This is a genomic window from Sporosarcina sp. FSL W8-0480 (genome assembly GCF_037963765.1).
In the GTDB taxonomy this organism is placed as follows: Bacteria; Bacillota; Bacilli; order Bacillales_A; family Planococcaceae; genus Sporosarcina.
The window spans coordinates 1,104,688-1,126,488 of the sequence record NZ_CP150166.1; the positions used below are offsets into that span (position 1 = coordinate 1,104,688).

A 21,801-nucleotide genomic window follows, 5' to 3' on the forward strand; every position below is an offset into this window, starting at 1 on the left:
GGTGAACTTGTAAAGAAGAAATGGACAATGCGTAGAAAGATTTTTTAAGTGTAAGATGAAGTGCTGAAAAAGGAGACGATCAATTGAAGAAATTGAATCAAAATTATATTAAAGTATGGATAGGAAATACCATTTTAAGATACAATGAAAAGTTGTGTAGTTTTTAGGAGGGATTGTAGTGAATGAAAGTTATCAAAAGCTGATAGCGATACTAAAGGAAATGTTCCAATTAGACCAATCCGATTTGGATTTCGGTATTTATAGAATCATGAATTATAAAAGGGATGAAATTGAAAAGTTTTTAAATGAAGATTTATTACCACAAGTAAAATCCGAACTTGAAAAATATACTTCGGTCGAGAAAAAAGGCATTGATAAAGAACTTAAAGAACTTACAGAAAAGTTAAAAGATGCTGGTGTTGCTTTAGAAAGTAGTTCTAAATATGTTTCTCTAAAATCTAAACTCGATAACGGATTAAATGTAACCACTACAGAAAATGAAATATACTCTCACTTAGCAAACTTTTTTAGACGTTATTATAGTGATGGAGATTTTATATCTTTGAGGCGATACAAAAAAGACGTATATGCTTTACCTTATGAGGGGGAAGAAATAAAGCTACATTGGGCTAATTCGGATCAATATTATATTAAAACAGCAGAATATTTTAGGGATTATTCTTTTACTACTCCTGATGATAGTAAGGTTCACTTTAAACTGATTGATGCTGAAACAGAAAAAGATAATATTAAATCTCAAAAAGGCAAAGAAAGACGTTTTGTCATTATTGAGGATAAACCAATGATTTTAGAAAATGGAGAACTAACTATTAGATTTGAATATGTAATTCACGAGAAAAAGCAAAAAGATTTGAACAACGATGCAGTGGAGATCATATCTCAATTTATAAATGATGTTTCAGAATTCAAGCAATTTCAAAGTCTTTTGGCACTCGAACCTACAGAAAAAAATCCTAAAAGAACTGTATTAGAAAAATATTTGAACGATTACACATCCCGAAATACATTTGATTATTTTATCCATAAAAACCTTGGAGATTTTTTAAGAAGAGAATTAGATTTTTATATTAAAAACGAAGTCATGTTTTTAGATGATATCGACATAGAAGACGGATTGAGCGTTGAACAATATCTTACAAAGATTAGAGTAATAAAATTAATAGGAAGTAAAATAATTACATTCCTTGAACAAGTAGAAAATTTCCAAAAGAGACTTTGGTTGAAGAAAAAATTTGTAACCGAAACAAATTATTGTATGACTTTAGATAAAGTTCCAGAGGAACTTTATGTAGAAATAATTAATAATAGTAAACAAATTGAAGAGTGGAATCGGTTATTCGCAATTGAAGACATAATAGGTAATTTAATAACAGAAGGATATTCAGAATCGTTAACAATTGAATTTTTAAAGCAAAATCAATATTTGGTTATAGACACATCATTATTTAATGAAGACTTTAAAGAAAGGCTTATTTCGTCTTATGATAATCTTGATGAACAATTAAATGGTTTACTAATTAATAGTGAAAATTTCCAAGCACTAAATTTATTAAATAGTTATCAGAAAGAAATTGTAGACATTCTTTTATGGGACCCACCTTATAATACTAAGTCAGATAAGTTTTTATATAAGGATGGCTATAAACATTCAAGTTGGCTTTCTATGTTATCAAATCGCTTAGATTTAGCGTATTCGTTATTGAAAAAAAATGGTGTCTTTTTTATGCACATTGATGAAAATGAACACATAAATGCTTCGTTTTTATTAACACAAAAATTTGGTTTAGAAAATAGAATTGGTGATATTGTTTGGAAGAACAGCAGTAAGAATGATGAAAATTATATATCGGTTCAACACGAATATATAGTTGGCTCAGTAAAAGATAAAACTCAAAATTCAGGTGATTGGAACGAAATAAAAGAAGGATTAGATGAAATATTCTCTGCTTTTAATTCTTTAAAAGAAAAGTACGGAAGTGATTGGAAAAAAATTCATGAAGAAGGCCTTAAGTGGTATAACCAATTCCCTGAATCTAATCCAATAAGAAATAGTAAACATTATAACTGGATGGATGAAAGAGGAGTATATTTCGCATCTGATATATCTGGACCAAATTACGGTCAATATCGTTATGACCTTAAACATCCCATAACAGGGAAAGTTTGCAAAGAACCAGCAAGTGGTTGGAGATTTCCAGAAACGACAATGACAAAACTTGTTGAAGAAAATCGTGTTCATTTTGGTGAAGATGAAACAACTGTACCGAAAAATAAAACTTATCTTAAAGATACTCAATATCAAAGTTTAACAAGTATTAAATACAAAGATGGTAGGGTAGCATCTAAGTTATTAGAAAGTATGTTTAACGGAAAAGTTTTTTCAAACCCAAAAGATGTTGACCTGGAAAAAAGTATAATAAAAGCCTCGAGTCCAAATAAACAAGCACTTATTTTAGACGCTTTTGCAGGTTCAGGTACAACCGCACATTCTATCATAGAGCTAAATAAGGAAGAGCCTACTAATAACTATAAATATATTTTAATCGAAATGGGTGCTTATTTTGATGAAATATTAAAGCCAAGAATACAGAAGGCAATTTATTCAAAGGACTGGAAAAATGGTAAACCAGTTTCAAGGGAGGGTTCAAGTCATATTTTTAAATATATTCGTCTTGAATCATATGAAGATACGTTGAATAACCTTCTGATTAATAAAAACGAAGTACAGATGACTTTACTCGAAAAGAATCAAGAATTGAGAGAGCAATATATTCTATCATATATGCTTAATAATGAAACTGAGAACAGTATGTCACTTCTAAATATAGATATGTTGAAAAACCCATTTGATTATTCAATGAACATTGCTAATGGACTCGAAACTCAAATAACTGCAGTTGATTTGGTAGAGACCTTTAATTATCTTATGGGTATTAAAGTAATTAGAAACAATGCAGTAGAACACTACAATGCTATGGAAGATAAAAATAGTGATGTACCAGGATCAGTTGAACTTAGTTCCTCAATAGATGGAGTGTACAGTTTTAAAGAAATTGAGGGAAGAACTTTAAATGGGGATAAAATCCTTATAATATGGCGTACTTTGACGGATGATATTGTTAAGGATAATGCGGCCCTCGATGCATATTTTCTGAAGAAAAAGTATAGTATCCAAGAATTTGGATTCAATCGTATTTATGTGAATGGAGACAACAATCTTCAAAATCTCAAATTAGATGAAGAAAGATGGAAGGTTGTTTTGATTGAAGAGGAATTTAAGAAGTTAATGTTTGATGTTCAAAATGTGTAAGGGGTGTTAAAATGGCAACTAAAACAAAAAAAGGACCAAAGGCTAAAGCACCTCAATTAAAGTTTAATAAGAGATTGGTATTGAATCAGCACTTCCTTTCCCTGTTAGGTATTGAAAAGTTTGAAGAAATCGGGAAGGAAATGAAGAAGCCAAGATACGAAGGTTTGTCAGAGGATAACAACACTAATTTTTATCACTTCCTTCTCGATGAGTGGAAGGATAAAGTGAAAATAAGCCCAGATAAACTGTTAAATTACGACAATAATATCGTAGAACATACAAAGCACATCACTGAAAAAAGGGATTTAGGATTTAATTGGAAGTATTTTCAATACCTTTCTCTCCTTTTCACCGAGCTGTACCTTGATAAATACTTCAACGAACGAGATATGTTACTTCAATCACTGAATCAATATGTGGAACAGTTCAATGAAGATCAAGTAGATGCTGATAAAGTTGATTTATATAAGGAATCTGACTTAAAAAAATTGGCATTTTGGAATGCGACTGGGTCAGGGAAGACTTTGATTATGCACGTTAATATCCTTCAATATCTTCAATATTTAAAGACATCTGGTAAGGAGAAAGAACTTAATAAGGTTATTCTCCTTACTCCTAATGAGCGACTATCTAATCAACACCTTGAAGAGTTTAAAATATCTGGTTTAAAAGCGGAACTGTTTGATAAGTCGGAAGGTGGGCTAATAAGATTAGCTGAAACGACAATTGAAATAATAGATATTCACAAGATAGAAGATCAAGAAGGTGACAAAACCGTAGCCATAGATTCTTTTGAAGGGAATAACCTTGTTCTTGTAGACGAGGGTCACAAAGGGGCTTCGGGGCTTGTCTGGAAAGAGAAACGGGATAAATTAAGTGAAACAGGTTTCTCTTTTGAATACTCAGCGACATTTGGACAGGCTATGAAGGCATCGGGTAAAAATGAACTTATACAAGAATACGCTAAATGTATTTTATTTGACTATTCCTACCGCTACTTTCATGGTGACGGATATGGTAAGGATTATAATATTTTAAACCTGCAAGATGATAGCAATGAAGATGTTCGTCAACTTTATCTAACTGCATGTTTGCTTACGTTTTATCAGCAAAAGAAGTTATTTGAAGATCGAAAAAAAGATTTCTCTGCATTTTTATTGGATAATCCTTTACTTATCTTTGTCGGGGCAAGTGTACTAAAAGGGAAGAAAAACACAGAGGCTTCAGACATTGTTGATGTGTTAAAATTCTTTTCTGACTTTGTAAAAAATGAGAGAAAAAGTGTTGAACGAATAAAACGGTTGCTTGGTGGAAGTCCAGGATTGCTTGATAATAAGGGGAGAGAAATCTTTAAGGATTCTTTCAAATACCTGATTAATGTTCAGTCCAACAATACAGAGGATGTATTCAAAGATGTTTTAAAAACAGTGTTTAATTCCAACACACCTGGTGCTGAACTTCATGTTGAGAATTTAAAAGGTGTAACAGGTGAGATAGGTGTTCGTATTGGAGAAAATCCACATTTTAGTGTTATCAATGTAGGAGATGACAAGAAACTTGTTAAACTATGCGATGAAAATGGTTTAATTACCGCCGAAAGAGAATTTTCCCATTCATTGTTTCAAAGCATAAACGACTCTAATTCAACAATAAATGTGCTAATTGGTTCTAAAAAGTTTACAGAGGGTTGGAGTAGTTGGCGTGTTAGCACGATGGGGCTTTTAAATGTAGGACAATCGGAAGGTGCTGAAATTATTCAGTTATTTGGAAGAGGGGTCCGTTTAAAAGGATACGAGTTTAGTCTAAAGAGAAGCAGATTTATAAAAATAGAAAAACCAGAGATAACTATCCCAAAAAATATTGATATCCTTGAAACACTTAATATTTTTGGTGTAAGAGCTGATTATATGAAGCAATTTGAGGAGTATCTAAAAGAAGAAGACCTTGAAATTAATAAAGAACAAGAATTCATTGAACTTCCTGTTATTCGCAATAGAGATGTAGATATAAGTAAGCTTCGTACTCTAAAAGTGAAAGATGGTTTAAATTTTAAGAAGCAAGGACCCAAGCCGAATTTATCTACTCTTAAAGAGGTAAGTAACAGAATAGTCGTTGACTGGTATCCTAAAATTCAAGTGCAGTCATCTTCGGGAAATTCAAATGATTTAGGTTCATTAAACCCAGGCATATTAGATATGGAGCATCTTGCATTTATCAACTTGGATGAAGTTTTCTTTGAACTTCAACGCTATAAAAATATAAAGGCTTGGCACAATCTTAATATTACAAAACAAGGCATTCTGGAACTGCTTAAAAATCCTAATTGGTACACCCTGCTAATACCCAAAGAGGAGCTTGAATTTACAGATTTTGGTAATTTTAGAAAATGGCAGGACATCGCAATCGTATTACTAAAAAAATACTGTGAATTCTTTTATAAGTATAAAAAAGCCGAATGGGAATTTCCACACTTGAATTATTACGTATTATCTGATGACGATGCGAACTTTATCAAGGAAGACAAGTATATATTTACTATTAACAAACCAGAAGAAAATGATTCTTTGATAAGTAAACTGAATCAATTAAAGGATTTAGTCGAAAGTGGAAAAGGAAGAGATATAGCTTTCAAAAACTTTGCACATGCTAACTTTGAGCCATTTGATTTTGGGAAACATCTTTATAATCCATTGATTTACATTAATAAGAATGCTACCGAAATAGAAGTTACTCCTGTTCATCTAAATGAAGGGGAACGTAACTTTGTCTATGATTTAAAAGGATACTTCAATAGCAATGAGTCGTTTTTTAGCGATAAAGAGCTTTATTTGTTACGTAATAAAAGCAAGGCAGGAATTGGCTTCTTTGAAGCTAATAATTTCTTTCCTGACTTTATTATGTGGTTAATACATGGAGATAAACAATACATTACGTTTATAGATCCTAAAGGTATCCGAAATTTAAAAGGCCTTTCCGATCCGAAAATTCAGCTTTCTCAGACGATAAAAGATATTGAATATAACCTTAGCGGACAAAATGATAGTATAGTTCTTAACTCATTTATCATTGCAGGAACTTCTTTTAATGATGTATCACATTGGGGAAATAAAGATGAATTTAATAAATTTAATGTTTTTTTTCAGAAAGAAGAAAAAGATTATATTCAACATATTTTCGAGAATATTATGCATTTATCAAACGACTAAAATATTCTTTGTAGTTCTTGTAATTGTAAATTTGATGGTGCTAATATACTGATAAATAAATTTAGAATGTTGTTAGTTTCAATATATATGTAGGGTTGGGATTTATCCCAACCTTTTGTTTTTATACACCGTTTTTGCCATTAGTAGTATGCGATAGTTAAAATAATGTGTTTATAAGTTCAATATCTTCATTTTCCAATTTTTGTTCAGTTTTTCCGATTTCGGCCACATTTTCCAGGTTCATAACATATCTTTCAGAAATGAGACTTAATAAATGAGACATTTGTTTCTCAAGTGATTTTTCTTCTGCTATTTCTTTTTGTAGGATTCGACAGATATAATCACTTCGATTTGGTTGTTTTCGAAGATGATTATAAATATAGCGATACTCTTCTCGAAATGAAATACTTAATCTAAGCCTTTGCTCGCTCATTATATTTCGCCTCCAGGATCTTTAAGAAAGAGAGTGTGCTGGAGAATTGGGCATCCTCCTGAGGAGTGAAAATTGCATTCGGGAAGTGTTTCAAAAGCTGTTGCTTTAACAAAACAGACCCGCCACCGATAAAAATTAATTCAGTATTTGCGAAACTTATTTTTCGGCTTCTCGAATAATTAATAATTTGTTTTACATGCTGTTCAAAAGCACTTTTAATGATTTCATTTCCTTCTTCTTGTTCCGTTCCGTCAATTACAATCCGTTTATCACGAAGGATTTGTTCTGCATCGTCACTCGTGAAAGAGATTGCATATCGTGAAGAAAGTTGTTCAGCAATAGAAGACCGCAATATATTAATGCCCAGATTACTAACAAGCATCCGATCAAAGTTTGGAATGAGTCTATTACACTCCAATATGCTGGTATTTAAAGAGCCAATGTCGAAAATTAATGCTCGCTTATGACGAAAATCATTACTTTGATAATAAATGGGTCCCAACGCCTCTGGAAGTGCAATAACTTTTTCGAGTGTAAAAGAATATGGTTTTCCATTTACCTGTATTCCAATTACCTTGCCATTCTGTTGAATAAAAGCTTCATATTCTCTTCGTTTTTGTTCGTTCTTGTAAAGGTTTATCGGTATATTTACAGCCAAATATATCCTTGCCATTGCAGTATAATCCTGGGACCGTTCTAATAGTTTCGTAATTGCTAAATATATAGAAATAAGATGTTCATTTGTTTGTTTAGTAAGATCATAGGAAACATAATCCTCACTCACTAAGTCGCCGATAAGGAATTTTTTTCTTTCATATTCGATGACATTAGTATTTTTCATTAATATGTCATTATCAAATCCATTTGCCTCCATCACCTTTGTTCTGAATTTGACTCGTTCAATTTGTTTATTTTCTGTGCGTATTACTCCTTTTGTATAGCTTTTGCCACTATCAACGGCAATAAAAAATTTGTTGTGCATGATAGATTCCTCCTTAGAATATATTTTTTCTTTCTTATATGCGACAGGGGAGGATTTATAACAAGAAATTGGTTTGATAGTGCTTATAAGAACAAAAAAGGTAAGACAGTGTCCTACCTTTTTAAATGACGAATTTGAAATTGTAAAAATCAGCAAGCCATATTATTTTTTTACTTAAGATTCCATCATTTGATAAAATGCTTGCATCATATGGTCTAATAGATTGTCAGCCTCTTTATCGACAAGGTCCTCGTACTCTTTTATTTTCCATTTTAAATCCTTAATTTTTTGTAAATCATAATTACCTGAATCATGATTGTATAATGTTCTAAGCTTATTTTTTAATTTGAGATATTCAATTTTATTTTCCTCTGAAAAATCGTCATTATCATGCAAAATTAACGTAAACATGACCTCTTTACAATGGATGCCTCTTAAATAATATTTAAGAATCAAGTAATCATTTTGGGTTAGGTTAACAGCCTTCATAGCGGCCCAGATTATATTTCTTATAATAATTGCTTCTTTATTGCCAGCTTTAGATAAATGAATTAAGTGATTTTGCTCCTTAAGGGCTTTTTTAATGTGGTAATGAGTGGGAGTTGAAAAGATTTTTTGAGGAGGGACTGGTAATCTATAGTCAGCAATTGGCTCAGATTTATCTATCTTAGTAGGAAAAAGATTGAGGAATTTAGCTTCAAGCTCTTCTAAACTATATTCTTTAAATACAGTCTCAGCTTCATTTGAATCCCTTTCATCAGAACTAATTAGTTTATATCCCAATTCTTCAAGTGTAAATTCTTCGTAGTATGATTCGAGAGGAATAAAGTCATATTGCTCCTTTATCATCTTTAGGATTTTTTGTCTGCGTTTTTCTTTATCTTTTTTATAGTTGGCATTTCTATAAAAAACAGTTTTTCTAATGACTGTAATAATCTTTGAATCAATTTTTGCATTTGATACAGCTCTTATAAGATCTTTGAAAGAACTAAATGAATAATAATCACAATCAAAGTATTGAGCGAGTCTCCAGTAAGGAATTTGAAGTGCAGGTTTCGTGTAGATACTGTCTGCGGAATTAAAGAAAAAAGAGGGTTGAATTGTTCCATTATTTTCATGTTCCAATAATAATTCGAGTTTTTGTTTTAAGCTTATGCCTCTTCGGTAATTTAGGTATGTGGACACGAAGGGGTTGCATGGAAAAGCGGTTTCCAGCTTTGCCAAACTAATTCTACCATTTACAATATATTCGTTATTAGGACTATCGAGATGATTTTCAATAAAGTCTATTATGGCCGATTCCTTTATGAAATCTCCTTTTACTTGAATCGTTTTTGACTTCATTTCACTTATGATATCTTGACTGTCTCGTTTAATTATCCATGTGGTCTCAGCAAGATGCTCTTTGATGAGACCAATATTTAATTTAATTGGTGTATTGTTTAGATATTGCAATAGTTTGTCTTTATCCAAACGAAATCACTCCTTTTTATAATTTAGGATGAGAGATGCAAATTCAACCTCTGGATTAAACCTTTTATGATTCCTTCTTGGTGCAAGAGATTCCTTATTCAATGCTTATCTAAAGTAGAAGTTCATAGGGGATATCTCCCAAAGTTTCTTTTGCAAAAGCTTCAAGTTCATCAGCAGACACCTTTAAAATATCTACTGTTTTTACACCAAACACTTTATTGGCTTTTTCTTTATCGAAGGTTTCTATAATACTTTTTCTTGAAATTTGCTTGGCGGTTGTGATCCCGTTTTCTATTAAACATTTGGCGATCTTTTCAGCACTCGAAAATAAGGATATATCATAAAGAGGGATAGTCATAAAGTTGATAAAATTGTATTCAATGTTAAATTTTCTAATGTCGAGGGCTAAATTATAGAAGAATTCCTTACTTTTTAATTGGTCAGAAGGAATTTTATGAAGAAGATTTAACGTAGCAAAGAGGTTAATTGCAGAGGATATTGTGGTGTGGGATTTCGAAATATTGTGCTTTTGTTTTAAATCATTTGCAATCTGGCGACATGATACGAAGATTACACTATCGCTCCCTATAGCGTGACGCTTCTCCAGGATGTTTGTCATTCCGAAAGTGTGAAGCCATTTTAGGATATACAGTTGGCTTCTAATCAAGCGGTATAAGTTTGGGAAGTTCTTTTTAATCCAGTCAATGTCATTAAACATTTGTAAATTATTAATATATTTATATTCTTGTTGAAGCTCAAAATCAAACTCTTCGTATCTTACGTTTAACATTTCTGCTATACGTCTCCGAGCATTCTGATACGCTTTGTTCCTATCCTCAAAATCTTTCCCGAATACAATCTCCACAATATCCAGTAGTGAAAATCCTATTACTTTCCCCGTTTTTTCGTTTTTAGAGCAGTAGCGAAAGTAACCTTTCTTATCTTGAGAAATCCACCCTATATTATTTTCGGTAAATATACAAGATTGTCTTCCGCCATCATCAAATCTCTTGAACAAGGGAAATATAGTTGAAAAAAGATTATTCTTTGAAATATAAACAGTGAAATCATAATGAGAGGAAATAGTTTGTGGAAGCTGATATGCCACAATTTTAGAGGGTTGAAAGTGGATTAATAGATTATTAGTAATTAAATGGTGATTAATGACTTCCTTATGAAAAGTAGTTGCCTTTACATATTTTCTTATAATCCCATTTCGAATTTCTTTTTCCAGGTTTTTCTTTGCTTTATAAACCATGTTCTTATATTCTATTCCAGAATAACCTTTTTCTTTAAGATCCTTTGTTCTTTTGTCTAATTCTTTATACATATACTGTTTTTTCTTCTTTTCTGTTAATGGCCTTGTCGTAAAAATAGTCTCTATATTCATTCCTTTTCTCCTTTCATTATTTCTACTTCTTCAATTTTATTAGAGATGGAAATAGCTGTCTACACTTTATCTGTTCGAGTACGTCTTAGCTATGAGTCAGCAGTGGAACTTATAAACTCATGAAAACGGGACATTAAACCACTACTATATTATTAGATGGAAAATACACTTCAATTTAATTAAAATCTCAGGGAAGAGGTCTTAAAGACCTCTTCTGCATAATCCTAATAGAAGGTTTGCAAAAAGTTCTTTCTTTTAATGAAAACCTTGACAGGTTTTTCCTTCTTGGTGGATATTGTAAATAAAAAAAGCGTTTGCAATTACTTGATACATTACATATACCATTGATTAGCATGTTGACGTTATTCAACAAATCAGATAATTGAATTCTAAAAATGGTGATGATATGAAATACACCATATATAAATGAAAGCACTAAATCACTTAATATGAAAATAAATAAATGGCAATTGCTTTTATATCTATATGGTGAGTAGTTTTAATAAATTTTAAATGGATTGATATATATTAGTATTAAGATATTTTTTTGTGAAAGGTGTAATATTATGGATAAGAGCAAGCGACATGCCAAAATTACTGGCGATTTTGGAGAATACTTTGTTCTCTATTTACTTTCAAAGAATAGTTTTGAGTGTGCAAGAATTGATTACGTGGGAATTGATTTATATGCCAAGAGCAACAAGACTGGCAAGACTATAGGGGTGTCAGTGAAAACAAAAACACTAAATCCTAAAAAGCCTACTCAGGGGATTGAAATAGATTCTATTGAACGTGCCAAGGAGGCTTGCAATGTTTTTGGAATCGAGCCTTATTTAGCGGTTGTTTTTGACCAAGGGAAGTATATGACCGTTATTATGTTTCCAGTGGATAAGATTGATGAATTTTGTTCAACCAGTAAGACAAAAATACGGTTGGATTTGAAACCCCAGGCTCTGGACAAGTATAAGAGTCATCCAGAAGTGTATTATATGAGATTAAGAATTGAGGATAATACGTTTTGTAGCAAATAATAATTTTTTTCAAGAATGTTTCAGTAAAGATTTGTTGAAGGGGTGGGAGATCTATCAGCCCGTTATCCATATATTTCAATGCCTCAACCTGGCGAAAAAGGACCTGCTTCAACGTTCATCTGATTGGGAAAGAAAGCATTACCTCCTAATGTTTTTATTTATCATAAATTTGTTCATGGATTTGTAGATTTGCAGTTTGAATAATTAGGAGATAAAGCTGAGGCATTTATTAGTCAGGAGTCATATTGAAGAAGGAATGATAATTCAGCGTGCTGGTAAAAGTGCAGTAGTTATTCGGATTGAAGTTCCTAAAATTAACCCTCATAAGTTCTATGAAGAGTTACAAGATGATGTTTATATGACACAGGATTCCGCAAAGAGACTTTTAGATTGGTTTCAATTGAATTCAAGTTTATGGGCTTCTTTCAATTCTCTTTTTTAAATTTTCATTTTAGGATTGGCAGTGTTCAGAATGAATTCTGAACGCCTTTTCCAATTTGTCAGCAAGGAGTAAAGTTCTGATGATGTCAGACAGGGTAGAACCGATTTTGACTTCCAGAAGTGTTGACAATGTTGTTTAATAGTCTTAGTAGTTAAGTAATTTAATATTGAAAGGAGATTTATTATGAACCAAGCAAATATTCAAATTATGAATAATAATTATGCAGGCGGAGTAGCAACTTCATTATGGCAATATTTCGAAGGAGATTTTATTAGAGAAGTAACTGAACGATACGAGGCAAAAATACCAACGGGATTGTCGAACTTAGATTTTGTTCTCAATGGCGGAATATCGTCAGAACTGTATACTGTAATTGGCAAAATAGGTGATGAACGTAGTGCCTTCTTCAGCTATTTGGCTGAGCAGTTTGCATTGAATGGTTACGATGTATTGTATATAAGCCACAATGATACAGCAAACAGCATTTTACAAATGATACTTGCAAGGCATGATTACAAATTATTTAGAGACAAATCCCCGCACATTCCTGCAATAATAAGCAAGCTCTCTTCTTCTCCTCAAATTCTTCAGGAGTATCAATCAAATTTGTACCCGATCCTAACTAAAATTCACGTTGAAAGTTGCAAGTTGGTTGACACCGATTTATTGGTGGAAAGAATAATATCGTTTAAAAAGACAAACCAAAAGGTTGCAGTTCTTATAGATGAGAAAGTTCCATCGTATTATCAGAGCAATATTGATCGTATCGGGTATCAACAGCATTTAAGAACAATAAACAAAATAGCAAGGGAATACGAAACCCCCATTCTCATGAATGTAACTTTAACTAAAGGCGACTTTGAAAGAATAACTGCAGGATTTAGTACGGCCGCTGAAATTGAAGCAAATGTAGATAATCTCATCCTGTTTAGCAAACATTCGTCTGCTGACAATGAACTCCAATCAACAATTAACCCTTATTTAATGGAATTAATTATCCGCAGTAATTTATCCCCTTATCCAACCCAAATAGCCCATCAAATTTACCACCCAAATCATTTTTATCTCCAAGATGCCTGAATCAAATTAAATAAATAAGGAGTGAGAAATATTATGGCGGAAAAGAAACAGTTTATTGGTGACTTTAGAGAGTTAGAAGTGTATAAAAAGGCACTCATTTTTAGCAACAAGATTTACAAGATTGTTGAAAAGTTCCCAGCTTATGAGCGGAACAACTTGGTTGAACAGTTACGTAGAGCCAGCTCCAGTTGCTACGGAAACATCGCAGAGGGAAATGCAAATTATTATTATCGTAAGGAATATGACAGATTGAACACCAGCATCGGGAGTATTGCTGAATGTCGAGCTTACCTCGATATGGCAGTTATGCAGAGGTATATATCAAATGCGACCTATGAAAACTTGGATAAAGAAGCAGAAGAAGTATTCAGGATGCTCATTGCCATGATTAATAGAATAGAAAAAATTCTCAAGGGAGAAGCATCTTAATGTGGGTTCCAAATTTCCGAAAAAATGCATTGTATCAACGTTCACTGGATCTTTTTCATGAAGTGTACCGCACGATTGAGGAAGATGGAGAAAAGTTAGATAAAAAAGAAGCAATGATTTTGCGTAATAGGGTCCTACGAATCACGAAAAAAATAACCCAGGCTATTGTTCAACAGAATATGAAGATGAAATATAAAAGATTGAATGAATCAAAGAATGAACTTGAAAATCTTCTAAATCAGATTTATCAGCTTTGTAATATTAAAATGATTGGTGAGTGGAATGGATTTATCATTGATTATTATGCAGATCAAGTTATGAAATTGCTAAATTATTACTTTGGTAAATATAAGGAGATAAAATCTTAACCTAAATACTATATTTTAATCAGAGTATGATTTGCTCCATTTACCTGCAACTTTCATAAATCATCTCTAAAAATTATTTTGACTTAAACATTAAAATAGTTTACTCTTGAAAAGGTATAATTTATTAGGAAAGTGCTTTATTGCTTAGCGATATGTGGGGGTTTTAAAAAAACTCCAATATATTGTTTATAAGCAATGAGGCACTTTTTTATTTTATATTGAAAGGAAGCTTGAGCGTGGATAATAGATATAAAGTTAATTTGATAGTAAATGAATTGGAAGAATCACCTTGGAAGGTAGAAGTAGATTTAGCTTTTTATTTTTTGAGTGAAGGGTATTATTGGGATTTTTTACAACGAAAGTTTAGCGTATCAAGATTAAAAATACGACGTGGGTCGACAAAGCTTTCTGAGGAAGAAATAGAACATTATAAATATTCGACACTTACAGGATTAACCCTAAAAATCTTAAATAACAAAGAATTCATTTTAATATTTAATGATTCTACGGAATTAATTGGAGGGATTACACCCGAAACACTAAGAAAGTATAATGTAGAAAAACTGAGCGATCTGTTCCGAGTAGGAGAAAGATGGTTTTTAGGAGAAAATGGAATTTATAGAGTTCATTTTACACACTTTGATAATAATTCGACCAACAAAAAAAGAAAAATACAATATTTTTCATGTTTCATTACAAACGTTATTTATGATACTAATATCTAATTTTCAAATCGAAAATTTGGGTGTATAGAATAAACTACTCTCTTTATTTATTATTATATTTTGGATAGTTATACTCGATTTAACATTGTAACCGCAACGATTTTTACATGTGTGCTTAGATTTACCTACTGTGTGTATTAAAGTGTTACGAATGTAAGAATCCAATGAGATTTGTGTTGCTAAAGAATTGTTCCTGTATTTAAAAATTAATTTAGCATTATATGTTACAATAGTTTTAAAGATTGTGAATCATTGTTCTTAAACTAACGGGGCAGGATAGTTTAAGTGTATTTTTTCACAATATGTATTTTTGATTGTTAGTTACTACAACTTGCATCTTGAACTTTGAAGCGTTAAAATTAATATACTATTAATCGAAAGGAGAGATGGGTGGACAATGAAGAACTAATCTGATTTTTAACAATTGAAATAGTATATTTCATTTTAAAAACTTAGGATTAGTCTGCCCATTTTTCCATATACTAAATAGATGTAAGACGGAATAGCTAAAAAGGCTAAATCGTTTTATTTGAGTATCGTAAAAAGTTAAATGACTAATCCTTCCAACATTATTTGGGAGGATTTTTTGTTCTCCCTGAATCAAAATAAAGGAAGAAGGAATCGAATTGTTAAAACAAAAGGAACTAATGGCAAGGGTTAAGGAACTTGTCGAGTTAGATGAACGAATATCTGCTTGTATGATGTATGGCTCTTTTACAAAAGGAGAGGGAGATCAATACTCTGATATAGAATATTATGTTTTTCTAAAAGGTGATACAATTTCCACCTTTGATTCAGCAAAATGGCTAAATGAAGTCGCTTCCTACACTTTACTCTATCAAAATGAGTACGGTACGGAAGTAGTTATTTTTGAAAATCTAATACGTGGTGAATTTCATTTCCTTTCCGAAAACGAAATGAATATTATTCCTTCATTCAAAGAATCAGGCTACATTCCTGACATAAAAGCAATGTTTATTTATGATGAAACAGGACAATTAGAATTGTATTTATCAGAGTTGGAAGGTCCGGGACCAAATAGACTTACAGAAGAAAACGTAAATTTTTTATTGAATAATTTTTCCAACCTATGGTTAATGGGTATTAATGTTCTTAAAAGAGGGGAAAATGCACGTTCACTGGAACTTTTATCTCAATTACAAAAAAATATACTACAACTCATTCGAATTGCTGAAGAAAATGCCGATAATTGGTTTAATATGACAAAGAATCTTGAAAAAGAAATTAGTCCTGAAAACTATGAAAAGTTTAAAAAGACTACTGCCCGATTAAATGAATTAGAACTATATGAAGCCTATAAGAACTCTTTGCTTCTCGTTATGGAACTTCGAAATCTCGTTGAAAAACAATATCAGTTAACCGTTAGCAATGATTTTTTCGAAAAACTGTTACATTATATGAATGAATAGAAAAAAACTTATTGTGCTAAAGGGTGCTTTAGTTTAATTAGGAAATTTATAGTTACGTAAAAACGCTCAGATTTTATTTCTGAGCGTTTGCTATTCATAATGTGAATCTGCTGGGAAAATGCTTGTTGAAAAGTATGTTTTCACATTATTATTATTATTATTATTATTATGGATTTTTATCTCCGCATCGGAACCCGTTATTAATTCAAACTCCTTTCTGCCCATCCATAATTATATAGAAATATATTAGATTACGAATATGGAAGTGAAGTAGTACAACATTAACGGGTACATAATGTATTAAAAAATTCTTGTTGAATCAACTTAAAAAGTTATGTATAAAGTTAAGAGTAGCTTATTTACTTTCAAAGGGACATCAACCTGCATTCTTACGTCTGATCGAAAATAAAACTCTCTTCATAATTAAGAATTATGTTGCCAGGTTATTTTTCAAGATTTTGAAAGCTGTTGTTTCTTGTAAGTTTAGACATTGATACTCCCAAATAAATAAAAAGTGCAATTAGCTCACTGAAAAATAAGATGAGCAAAAACCATTTGGTTGTAACGTCATTATAAGTATTTTCAGGGTATGGTAAAAGAACACTTGGATATGCAATCCCGACAATGCAGGAATAAATTAGAACCCATAAACCACCCCACAAACCACCCCACAAACCACTTGGTTTTCCATAATCGCCAAGTATTTTCTTTTGTTCAAGTTTCCTTACTTTTAGGGTTTGAACTTCATTTCTAAGCATATTTCTTTCTTTAATTCTATCCCTAAAAAGTTGCTGGGAGAATGTACTGGTACTCTTTAAAATATTGCGATGATCTATAGCAGGTAACTTTACATTTATTCCAAATAAACTGTTAGTAGGCTCATCAGGAAACGAATTCCAAATTGTTTTATAGACTAATTCATGCAAATCCTTTTTTCCTTCAATTATTATGTTGTTATCCTGCATGAGTTCATTCAAATTGTTGGGAAGTACATAATGTTCATCAGTTTCCTCAATTAATTTAAAAATTTCATCCCTAATAGAGAATAATTCTTCAATGTAAGGTTCTAAAATTTCAGGAGTTAAATCGCTTGAATCATCTTCATCAAGAATTTCTTGAATACTTTTTTCCTCTATTATAATTTCTTCGCAATAGTCATTTATAAAATCTTCAATTTCTTCTTCAATAAAGTCCTTTTCAATTTGCTCTAACATTTTTTGTTTGGTACTTAAATCGTTATTTATTTCTTTTAATCTTCTTTCTATTGCACTTCTTTCACCTGATAATGTGATAACTCTACTCACTAAAAATCCACCTATAATTGCGACAAGTGCAGATGTTGCTGTAATAATGGTAGAGATAAGACCGTTTAAATCCATTACCTTCGCTCCTTTAAAAAATCATTCTTAAAATTATTGTACATTAATGTAAGATGTAAACGAAATTGAATGTTATTTCTTGTAAATAACGGAATTGTTACTATAATAGAGTTATAGTAAATAAATTACGAATGACAGGCGTTATTGCTTGGGTATTTTTCTATCTTTTAAAAAAAGATAGAATTTTGCCTAAAAGCGATAACGCCTTTTTGTGTGCCTAAAAAGGATGGAGGGAAAATAAATGTTAGCGGAATTTATTCATGCGTTACAAGAGGAAGGGAATAGTGCATTAACAATTCAAGCCTATTCAAATGATGTCAAGCAGTTTTTGGAATGGCTAAATGAAACCATTGGTTTTGAAACAGAAACGATTACAGAAACGGATCTTCGTGAGTACCGTCAATATTTGAACCTAATAAAGAAATTAAAAGTAACCAGTATTAATAGGAAGTTAAAAAGTATTGTCCAATTTCAACGTTTTCTTCATAAAAAAGGAATATGCAAGACTGAAGTTGAATTGCGAAAAGTTCTTTTGAAAAACAACATTGAACTGGATTACGAAGTGAAAATCGTTGAGAAGCAAGACCTTTATCGGCTGAAGCGAACTATTGAAGCGGAAGGAAATAAAAGAGATATCTTAATCTATTATTTACTTTTTGCAACAGGGGTTAGATGCAACGAGTTGGTTTCAATTGAAATTGATGATATCCATCTAACAGAACGAAATGGAAAAAATAATTATAGCTTTTTAGTTGTTCGAAATGGAAAAGGAAATAAGGTAAGAAAAGTAAATTTGAATGCCCAGGTTGTAATGGCAATCAGAGAATATTTAAAAGTTCGCCCCGATGTAGCATCAAATAATCTACTTCAAGGACAAAGAGGATCATTGACAAGACTTGCTATAAACAAAATTTTAGAAAAATACAGTAAGATGGCACAGCTTGAATACATTGTTTCTCCCCATATGGCGAGACACACATTTTGCTCAAGTCTTATTAAGGAAGGAAAGGTTGACCCGAAAACAGTTGCAATATTAAGTGGTCATAGTTCTGTCGATACACTTTATCGGTTCTATGTAAATTCGAGTGCTGAAGATAAGCAGAATGCTGTGGATAATCTACAAGTTTAACGAAAGGAGTCTGATCTGAGCTTTATGGAGGTTTCTTCATATTACAAGTCGAATGTGAAAATCTTAAAATACTTAAAAGAAGGTAGGGGGCAAGGAATTGGGGCAGATTATCTTCCTTGGACAATGACTCATGATTATTCATCTTTGGGTAGAGCTACACGTTTAAAAGGGATAAAAATTCCTCGAATATTTCATTTACAGTCGGATATACAGTACAGGGCTTTTTTACTCTTTGAGTATCAAACGAGTGTGATTGATATTCGAGAAACTTACCCGTTACTTGACGTGATGGAAACGATTGAACACGACGATTTGAGATTTGATAAGTATCGAGATAAAGAAAGAAATGAACCCTACGTGATTACGACTAATTTTTTGCTGACGTTAAAAGATGAAGATGGCAACGAGAAATTTATTGCCCGAACTGTGAAAAACACGTCAGAACTAAAGAGGAAAATTACATGGGAGAAGCTTGAAATTGAAAGGCGATACTGGAGCGAAAAAGGAATTGAGTGGAAGGTAATAACTGAAAAGCAACTCCCCCGTCAACTGGCGAAAAACCTTGAGTGGATTAGAGAAACTTTGCTGGAAGGTAGCGGAGAGGAATTGGATAAAGAGGCATTATCTGCTTACTTGCTAAGTGAATTGTATAACCATGAAGATTTACCAGTTAGAAGCCTGTTAAAAATGTTTGATAAAAATGAGGGACTTCCAAATGGAACAGGGTTATTCCTTCTTCGCTATTTGATAGCAAAAAAAGAGTTGCGAATAAATCTGAACCAAAAGATAGACATATCTCTACCAGTTAAGAACCTAACCTTAAAGGGAATGGAGGCATATGAATGGAGTTAATCGAAAACATGTTGCTTCAAGGCAAAGATGGAAGGGTTATGAGAATTGTCTATGTAAATCGACTTTCTTCTATTATATATGCAATTGATATGGATGAAGGTAGCAGGTGGCCCTATCCTATTAAAGTTGAGGAAATCATGATTGCGATTGCTGACGGTGAAATAAGACTGTTAATAGAAAATCCATATTTCAGACACGTATACGAAGAAGATTTGAGCAATGCTGAAAAGCAGAGAAGGGATCGAGCATGGGAAGTAATTTCATATGTCTTTCAACACGTTGAATCTGAAGAACATCTCTATTTGAGAAAATATCGACAGAAGGCGATTGATCTTTCCGTTGCCAATTTACGAGTGAGTAAAAACACTGTGAAAAGCTACTTGATTGAATATTGGAGAGGAGGAAAGGTTCGAAACGCCTTGCTTCCTAATTACTATAAGTGTGGTGCAAAAGGTAAGGATAAGAAAGTAAGTAGAGTGAAAAGAGGAAGACCACGAAAGTACGGTGAACGAAAAGGTGTCAATGTTGATGAAAAGCTGAGAAAAATTTTTATGATTAGTCTCAATCGGTATTATTACAATGAAAAACAAAATACATTGAAAACGGCTTATGAGTTTATGATTAAAGATTTTTTCACGATTGAAAGAGTTGAACAAAATGGAGTGTTGGTTCCAATTATTGACTCAGAAATACCAACGTACCATCAATTTTATTATTGGTACAAAAACTTTAATCAAATAAAAAATGAAGTTTCAAAGCGACATGGCTCCAGGGTGTACCACCAAAAACATCAGGCGATTATTGGAAATTCTACACAAGATAGTGGTATTGGACCCGCTACGTTGTGGCAATTAGACTCAAGCCCATTGAACGTGACATGCGTCTCAAGTGTGAACAGAAATATTCTTGTTGGTAAGCCGTTACTTCATATCTGTATGGATGTTTTCTCAAGGATGATTGTCGGATTCAATTTATCATATGAATCATTAAATGCTTATAGCGGGGCTATGGTTGCGTTACAAAATAGTATGACACCAAAAAAAGAATTCTGTTTAAAGTATGGAGTTGATATTGAAGAAGATGATTGGGGTGTCGCTTGCATTCCGCATCGTATATTTACAGATCGTGGGGAGCTTAACGGCAAGCAAATTGAAAGTGCAATAGAAGGATTAGGTATTTCTATTCAGAATAGCCCTCCATACACTCCGCAAAAAAAGGGAATTGTTGAACAAGCGTTAAATCAAATTCAGCTTCAACTGGCTCCACATGTAGAGGGTGCTTCAATCAGCGGGAAAAGGGTTCGTGAGCGGGGAGAAAGCGATTTACGGTTAAAAGCAAATCTAACGATTGATGAATTGACGGCGATTATCATTAGATTAATCATTTTCCACAATAATTACCATGTTCTACAAGACTATGAATTGACTGAGGAAATGTTGGAAGCAGGAATTGAAAAGATTCCAAGAGAAATTTGGCGTTTTGGGCTAAAGCATCAGAAAGGTCAGTTAAGGAAATTGCCCGAAGAAGTCATCAAGATCAATTTATTGCAGTCCGATACAGCAACTATTACCCCCCAAGGGCTTAGATATAAGAAGCTTCTTTACGCATCTGAATATAGTTTACAAAATAACTGGTTCGAATCAGCCCGAAATTACGGAAGTAAGCGAGTGAAAATTAAGTTCGATGCAAGGGATTTATCAGAAATATACACGATTAATGATGATGGAAGTCTTCATAAATTAAAACTTTTAGATCATCTTGAAAAATATTACGGGAAAAGAATTGAAGAGATTGATCGGATTATTGAATATGAAAAAGAAATAGAAGAGAAAAGTAAAGAAAAGGAACTTCAGCAAAAAATAAAGTTATTTTCCGATATCGAGGAAATCGTTGCAGAAGGAAAGAAAAAAACAAAGGCAGAGCTTGACAGCAGTATAAGTAAAACACAAAAGCTGAAAGGGATAAAAGAAAATCAACGCAAGGAAAGAGAGTTACAGCGTGAGCGATTGAAAAAGGAAAAAGAGGAAAAGGAATATATTACGCCATCTGAGGAGAACTTGGTTGAAATTGACGATGGTGACGAACTGTCATTGTTTAGAAGTTTGAGAGATTGAATTGGAG

The 21,801-nt window shown here is 32.3% G+C and carries 16 protein-coding genes; 11 read left to right on the forward strand and 5 right to left on the reverse strand.

Annotated elements, in window-relative coordinates; genetic code table 11:
- The first annotated feature begins 178 nt into the window (after positions 1-178).
- Both NSQ43_RS05745 and NSQ43_RS05750 read left to right on the forward strand, forming a co-directional pair.
- Complete coding sequence (locus NSQ43_RS05745) at positions 179-3,331, forward strand: site-specific DNA-methyltransferase (RefSeq protein ID WP_339253834.1); 3,153 nt, start codon at positions 179-181, stop codon at positions 3,329-3,331.
- A gap of 11 nt (positions 3,332-3,342) precedes the next feature.
- Positions 3,343-6,537 carry a DEAD/DEAH box helicase family protein gene (locus NSQ43_RS05750; protein ID WP_339253836.1) on the forward strand — a complete coding sequence of 1,065 codons (3,195 nt, stop codon included), beginning with the start codon at positions 3,343-3,345 and terminating at the stop codon, positions 6,535-6,537.
- 157 nt (positions 6,538-6,694) lie between these two features.
- Here NSQ43_RS05750 and NSQ43_RS05755 read toward each other — a convergent pair whose 3' ends face one another.
- From NSQ43_RS05755 to NSQ43_RS05770, 4 genes are all read right to left on the reverse strand, one after another.
- Positions 6,695-6,970, reverse strand: coding sequence for a hypothetical protein (locus tag NSQ43_RS05755; protein ID WP_339253838.1), 276 nt, complete (start codon positions 6,968-6,970; stop codon positions 6,695-6,697).
- Positions 6,951-7,952 carry a ParM/StbA family protein gene (locus NSQ43_RS05760; protein ID WP_339253839.1) on the reverse strand — a complete coding sequence of 334 codons (1,002 nt, stop codon included), beginning with the start codon at positions 7,950-7,952 and terminating at the stop codon, positions 6,951-6,953. The genes NSQ43_RS05755 and NSQ43_RS05760 overlap by 20 nt, the downstream gene beginning before the upstream one ends.
- A 174-nt stretch (positions 7,953-8,126) precedes the next feature.
- Positions 8,127-9,425 carry a hypothetical protein gene (locus tag NSQ43_RS05765; RefSeq protein ID WP_339253841.1) on the reverse strand — a complete coding sequence of 433 codons (1,299 nt, stop codon included), beginning with the start codon at positions 9,423-9,425 and terminating at the stop codon, positions 8,127-8,129.
- 109 nt (positions 9,426-9,534) lie between these two features.
- Complete coding sequence (locus NSQ43_RS05770) at positions 9,535-10,815, reverse strand: hypothetical protein (protein WP_339253843.1); 1,281 nt, start codon at positions 10,813-10,815, stop codon at positions 9,535-9,537.
- Positions 10,816-11,381: 566 nt separating this feature from the next.
- Here NSQ43_RS05770 and NSQ43_RS05775 point away from each other — a divergent pair.
- The 6 genes from NSQ43_RS05775 (at position 11,382) to lnu(G) (ending at position 16,320) form a co-directional block, all read left to right on the forward strand.
- Positions 11,382-11,846, forward strand: coding sequence for a hypothetical protein (locus tag NSQ43_RS05775; protein WP_339253845.1), 465 nt, complete (start codon positions 11,382-11,384; stop codon positions 11,844-11,846).
- Between the two features lie 625 nt (positions 11,847-12,471).
- On the forward strand, positions 12,472-13,368 hold the full coding sequence (locus NSQ43_RS05780) for a hypothetical protein (RefSeq protein ID WP_339253847.1): 897 nt from the start codon (positions 12,472-12,474) through the stop codon (positions 13,366-13,368).
- A 33-nt stretch (positions 13,369-13,401) separates the two neighbouring features.
- Positions 13,402-13,797 carry a four helix bundle protein gene (locus NSQ43_RS05785; protein WP_339253849.1) on the forward strand — a complete coding sequence of 132 codons (396 nt, stop codon included), beginning with the start codon at positions 13,402-13,404 and terminating at the stop codon, positions 13,795-13,797.
- Positions 13,797-14,165 carry a hypothetical protein gene (locus NSQ43_RS05790; RefSeq protein WP_339253851.1) on the forward strand — a complete coding sequence of 123 codons (369 nt, stop codon included), beginning with the start codon at positions 13,797-13,799 and terminating at the stop codon, positions 14,163-14,165. Before NSQ43_RS05785 ends, NSQ43_RS05790 begins: the two co-directional genes overlap by 1 nt.
- 236 nt (positions 14,166-14,401) lie before the next feature.
- On the forward strand, positions 14,402-14,890 hold the full coding sequence (locus tag NSQ43_RS05795; protein WP_339253853.1) for a hypothetical protein: 489 nt from the start codon (positions 14,402-14,404) through the stop codon (positions 14,888-14,890).
- A gap of 626 nt (positions 14,891-15,516) precedes the next feature.
- Complete coding sequence (gene lnu(G), locus NSQ43_RS05800) at positions 15,517-16,320, forward strand: lincosamide nucleotidyltransferase Lnu(G) (RefSeq protein ID WP_339253855.1); 804 nt, start codon at positions 15,517-15,519, stop codon at positions 16,318-16,320.
- Positions 16,321-16,763: 443 nt separating this feature from the next.
- Here lnu(G) and NSQ43_RS05805 read toward each other — a convergent pair whose 3' ends face one another.
- Positions 16,764-17,699: a hypothetical protein gene (locus tag NSQ43_RS05805; RefSeq protein WP_339253857.1), complete on the reverse strand. Its 936-nt coding sequence runs from the start codon at positions 17,697-17,699 to the stop codon at positions 16,764-16,766.
- Between the two features lie 241 nt (positions 17,700-17,940).
- Here NSQ43_RS05805 and NSQ43_RS05810 point away from each other — a divergent pair, with 241 nt between their 5' ends.
- The 3 genes from NSQ43_RS05810 to NSQ43_RS05820 are packed head-to-tail and all read left to right on the forward strand — an operon-like array spanning position 17,941 to position 21,794.
- A complete protein-coding gene (locus NSQ43_RS05810; protein ID WP_339253859.1) occupies positions 17,941-18,828 on the forward strand; it encodes a tyrosine-type recombinase/integrase in 888 nt (295 codons plus the stop codon).
- 54 nt (positions 18,829-18,882) lie between these two features.
- Positions 18,883-19,680, forward strand: a complete 798-nt coding sequence (locus NSQ43_RS05815; RefSeq protein WP_339253861.1) for a TnsA endonuclease N-terminal domain-containing protein — start codon at positions 18,883-18,885, stop codon at positions 19,678-19,680.
- Positions 19,671-21,794: a Mu transposase C-terminal domain-containing protein gene (locus NSQ43_RS05820; RefSeq protein WP_339253863.1), complete on the forward strand. Its 2,124-nt coding sequence runs from the start codon at positions 19,671-19,673 to the stop codon at positions 21,792-21,794. The genes NSQ43_RS05815 and NSQ43_RS05820 overlap by 10 nt, the downstream gene beginning before the upstream one ends.
- Positions 21,795-21,801: the final 7 nt, after the last annotated feature.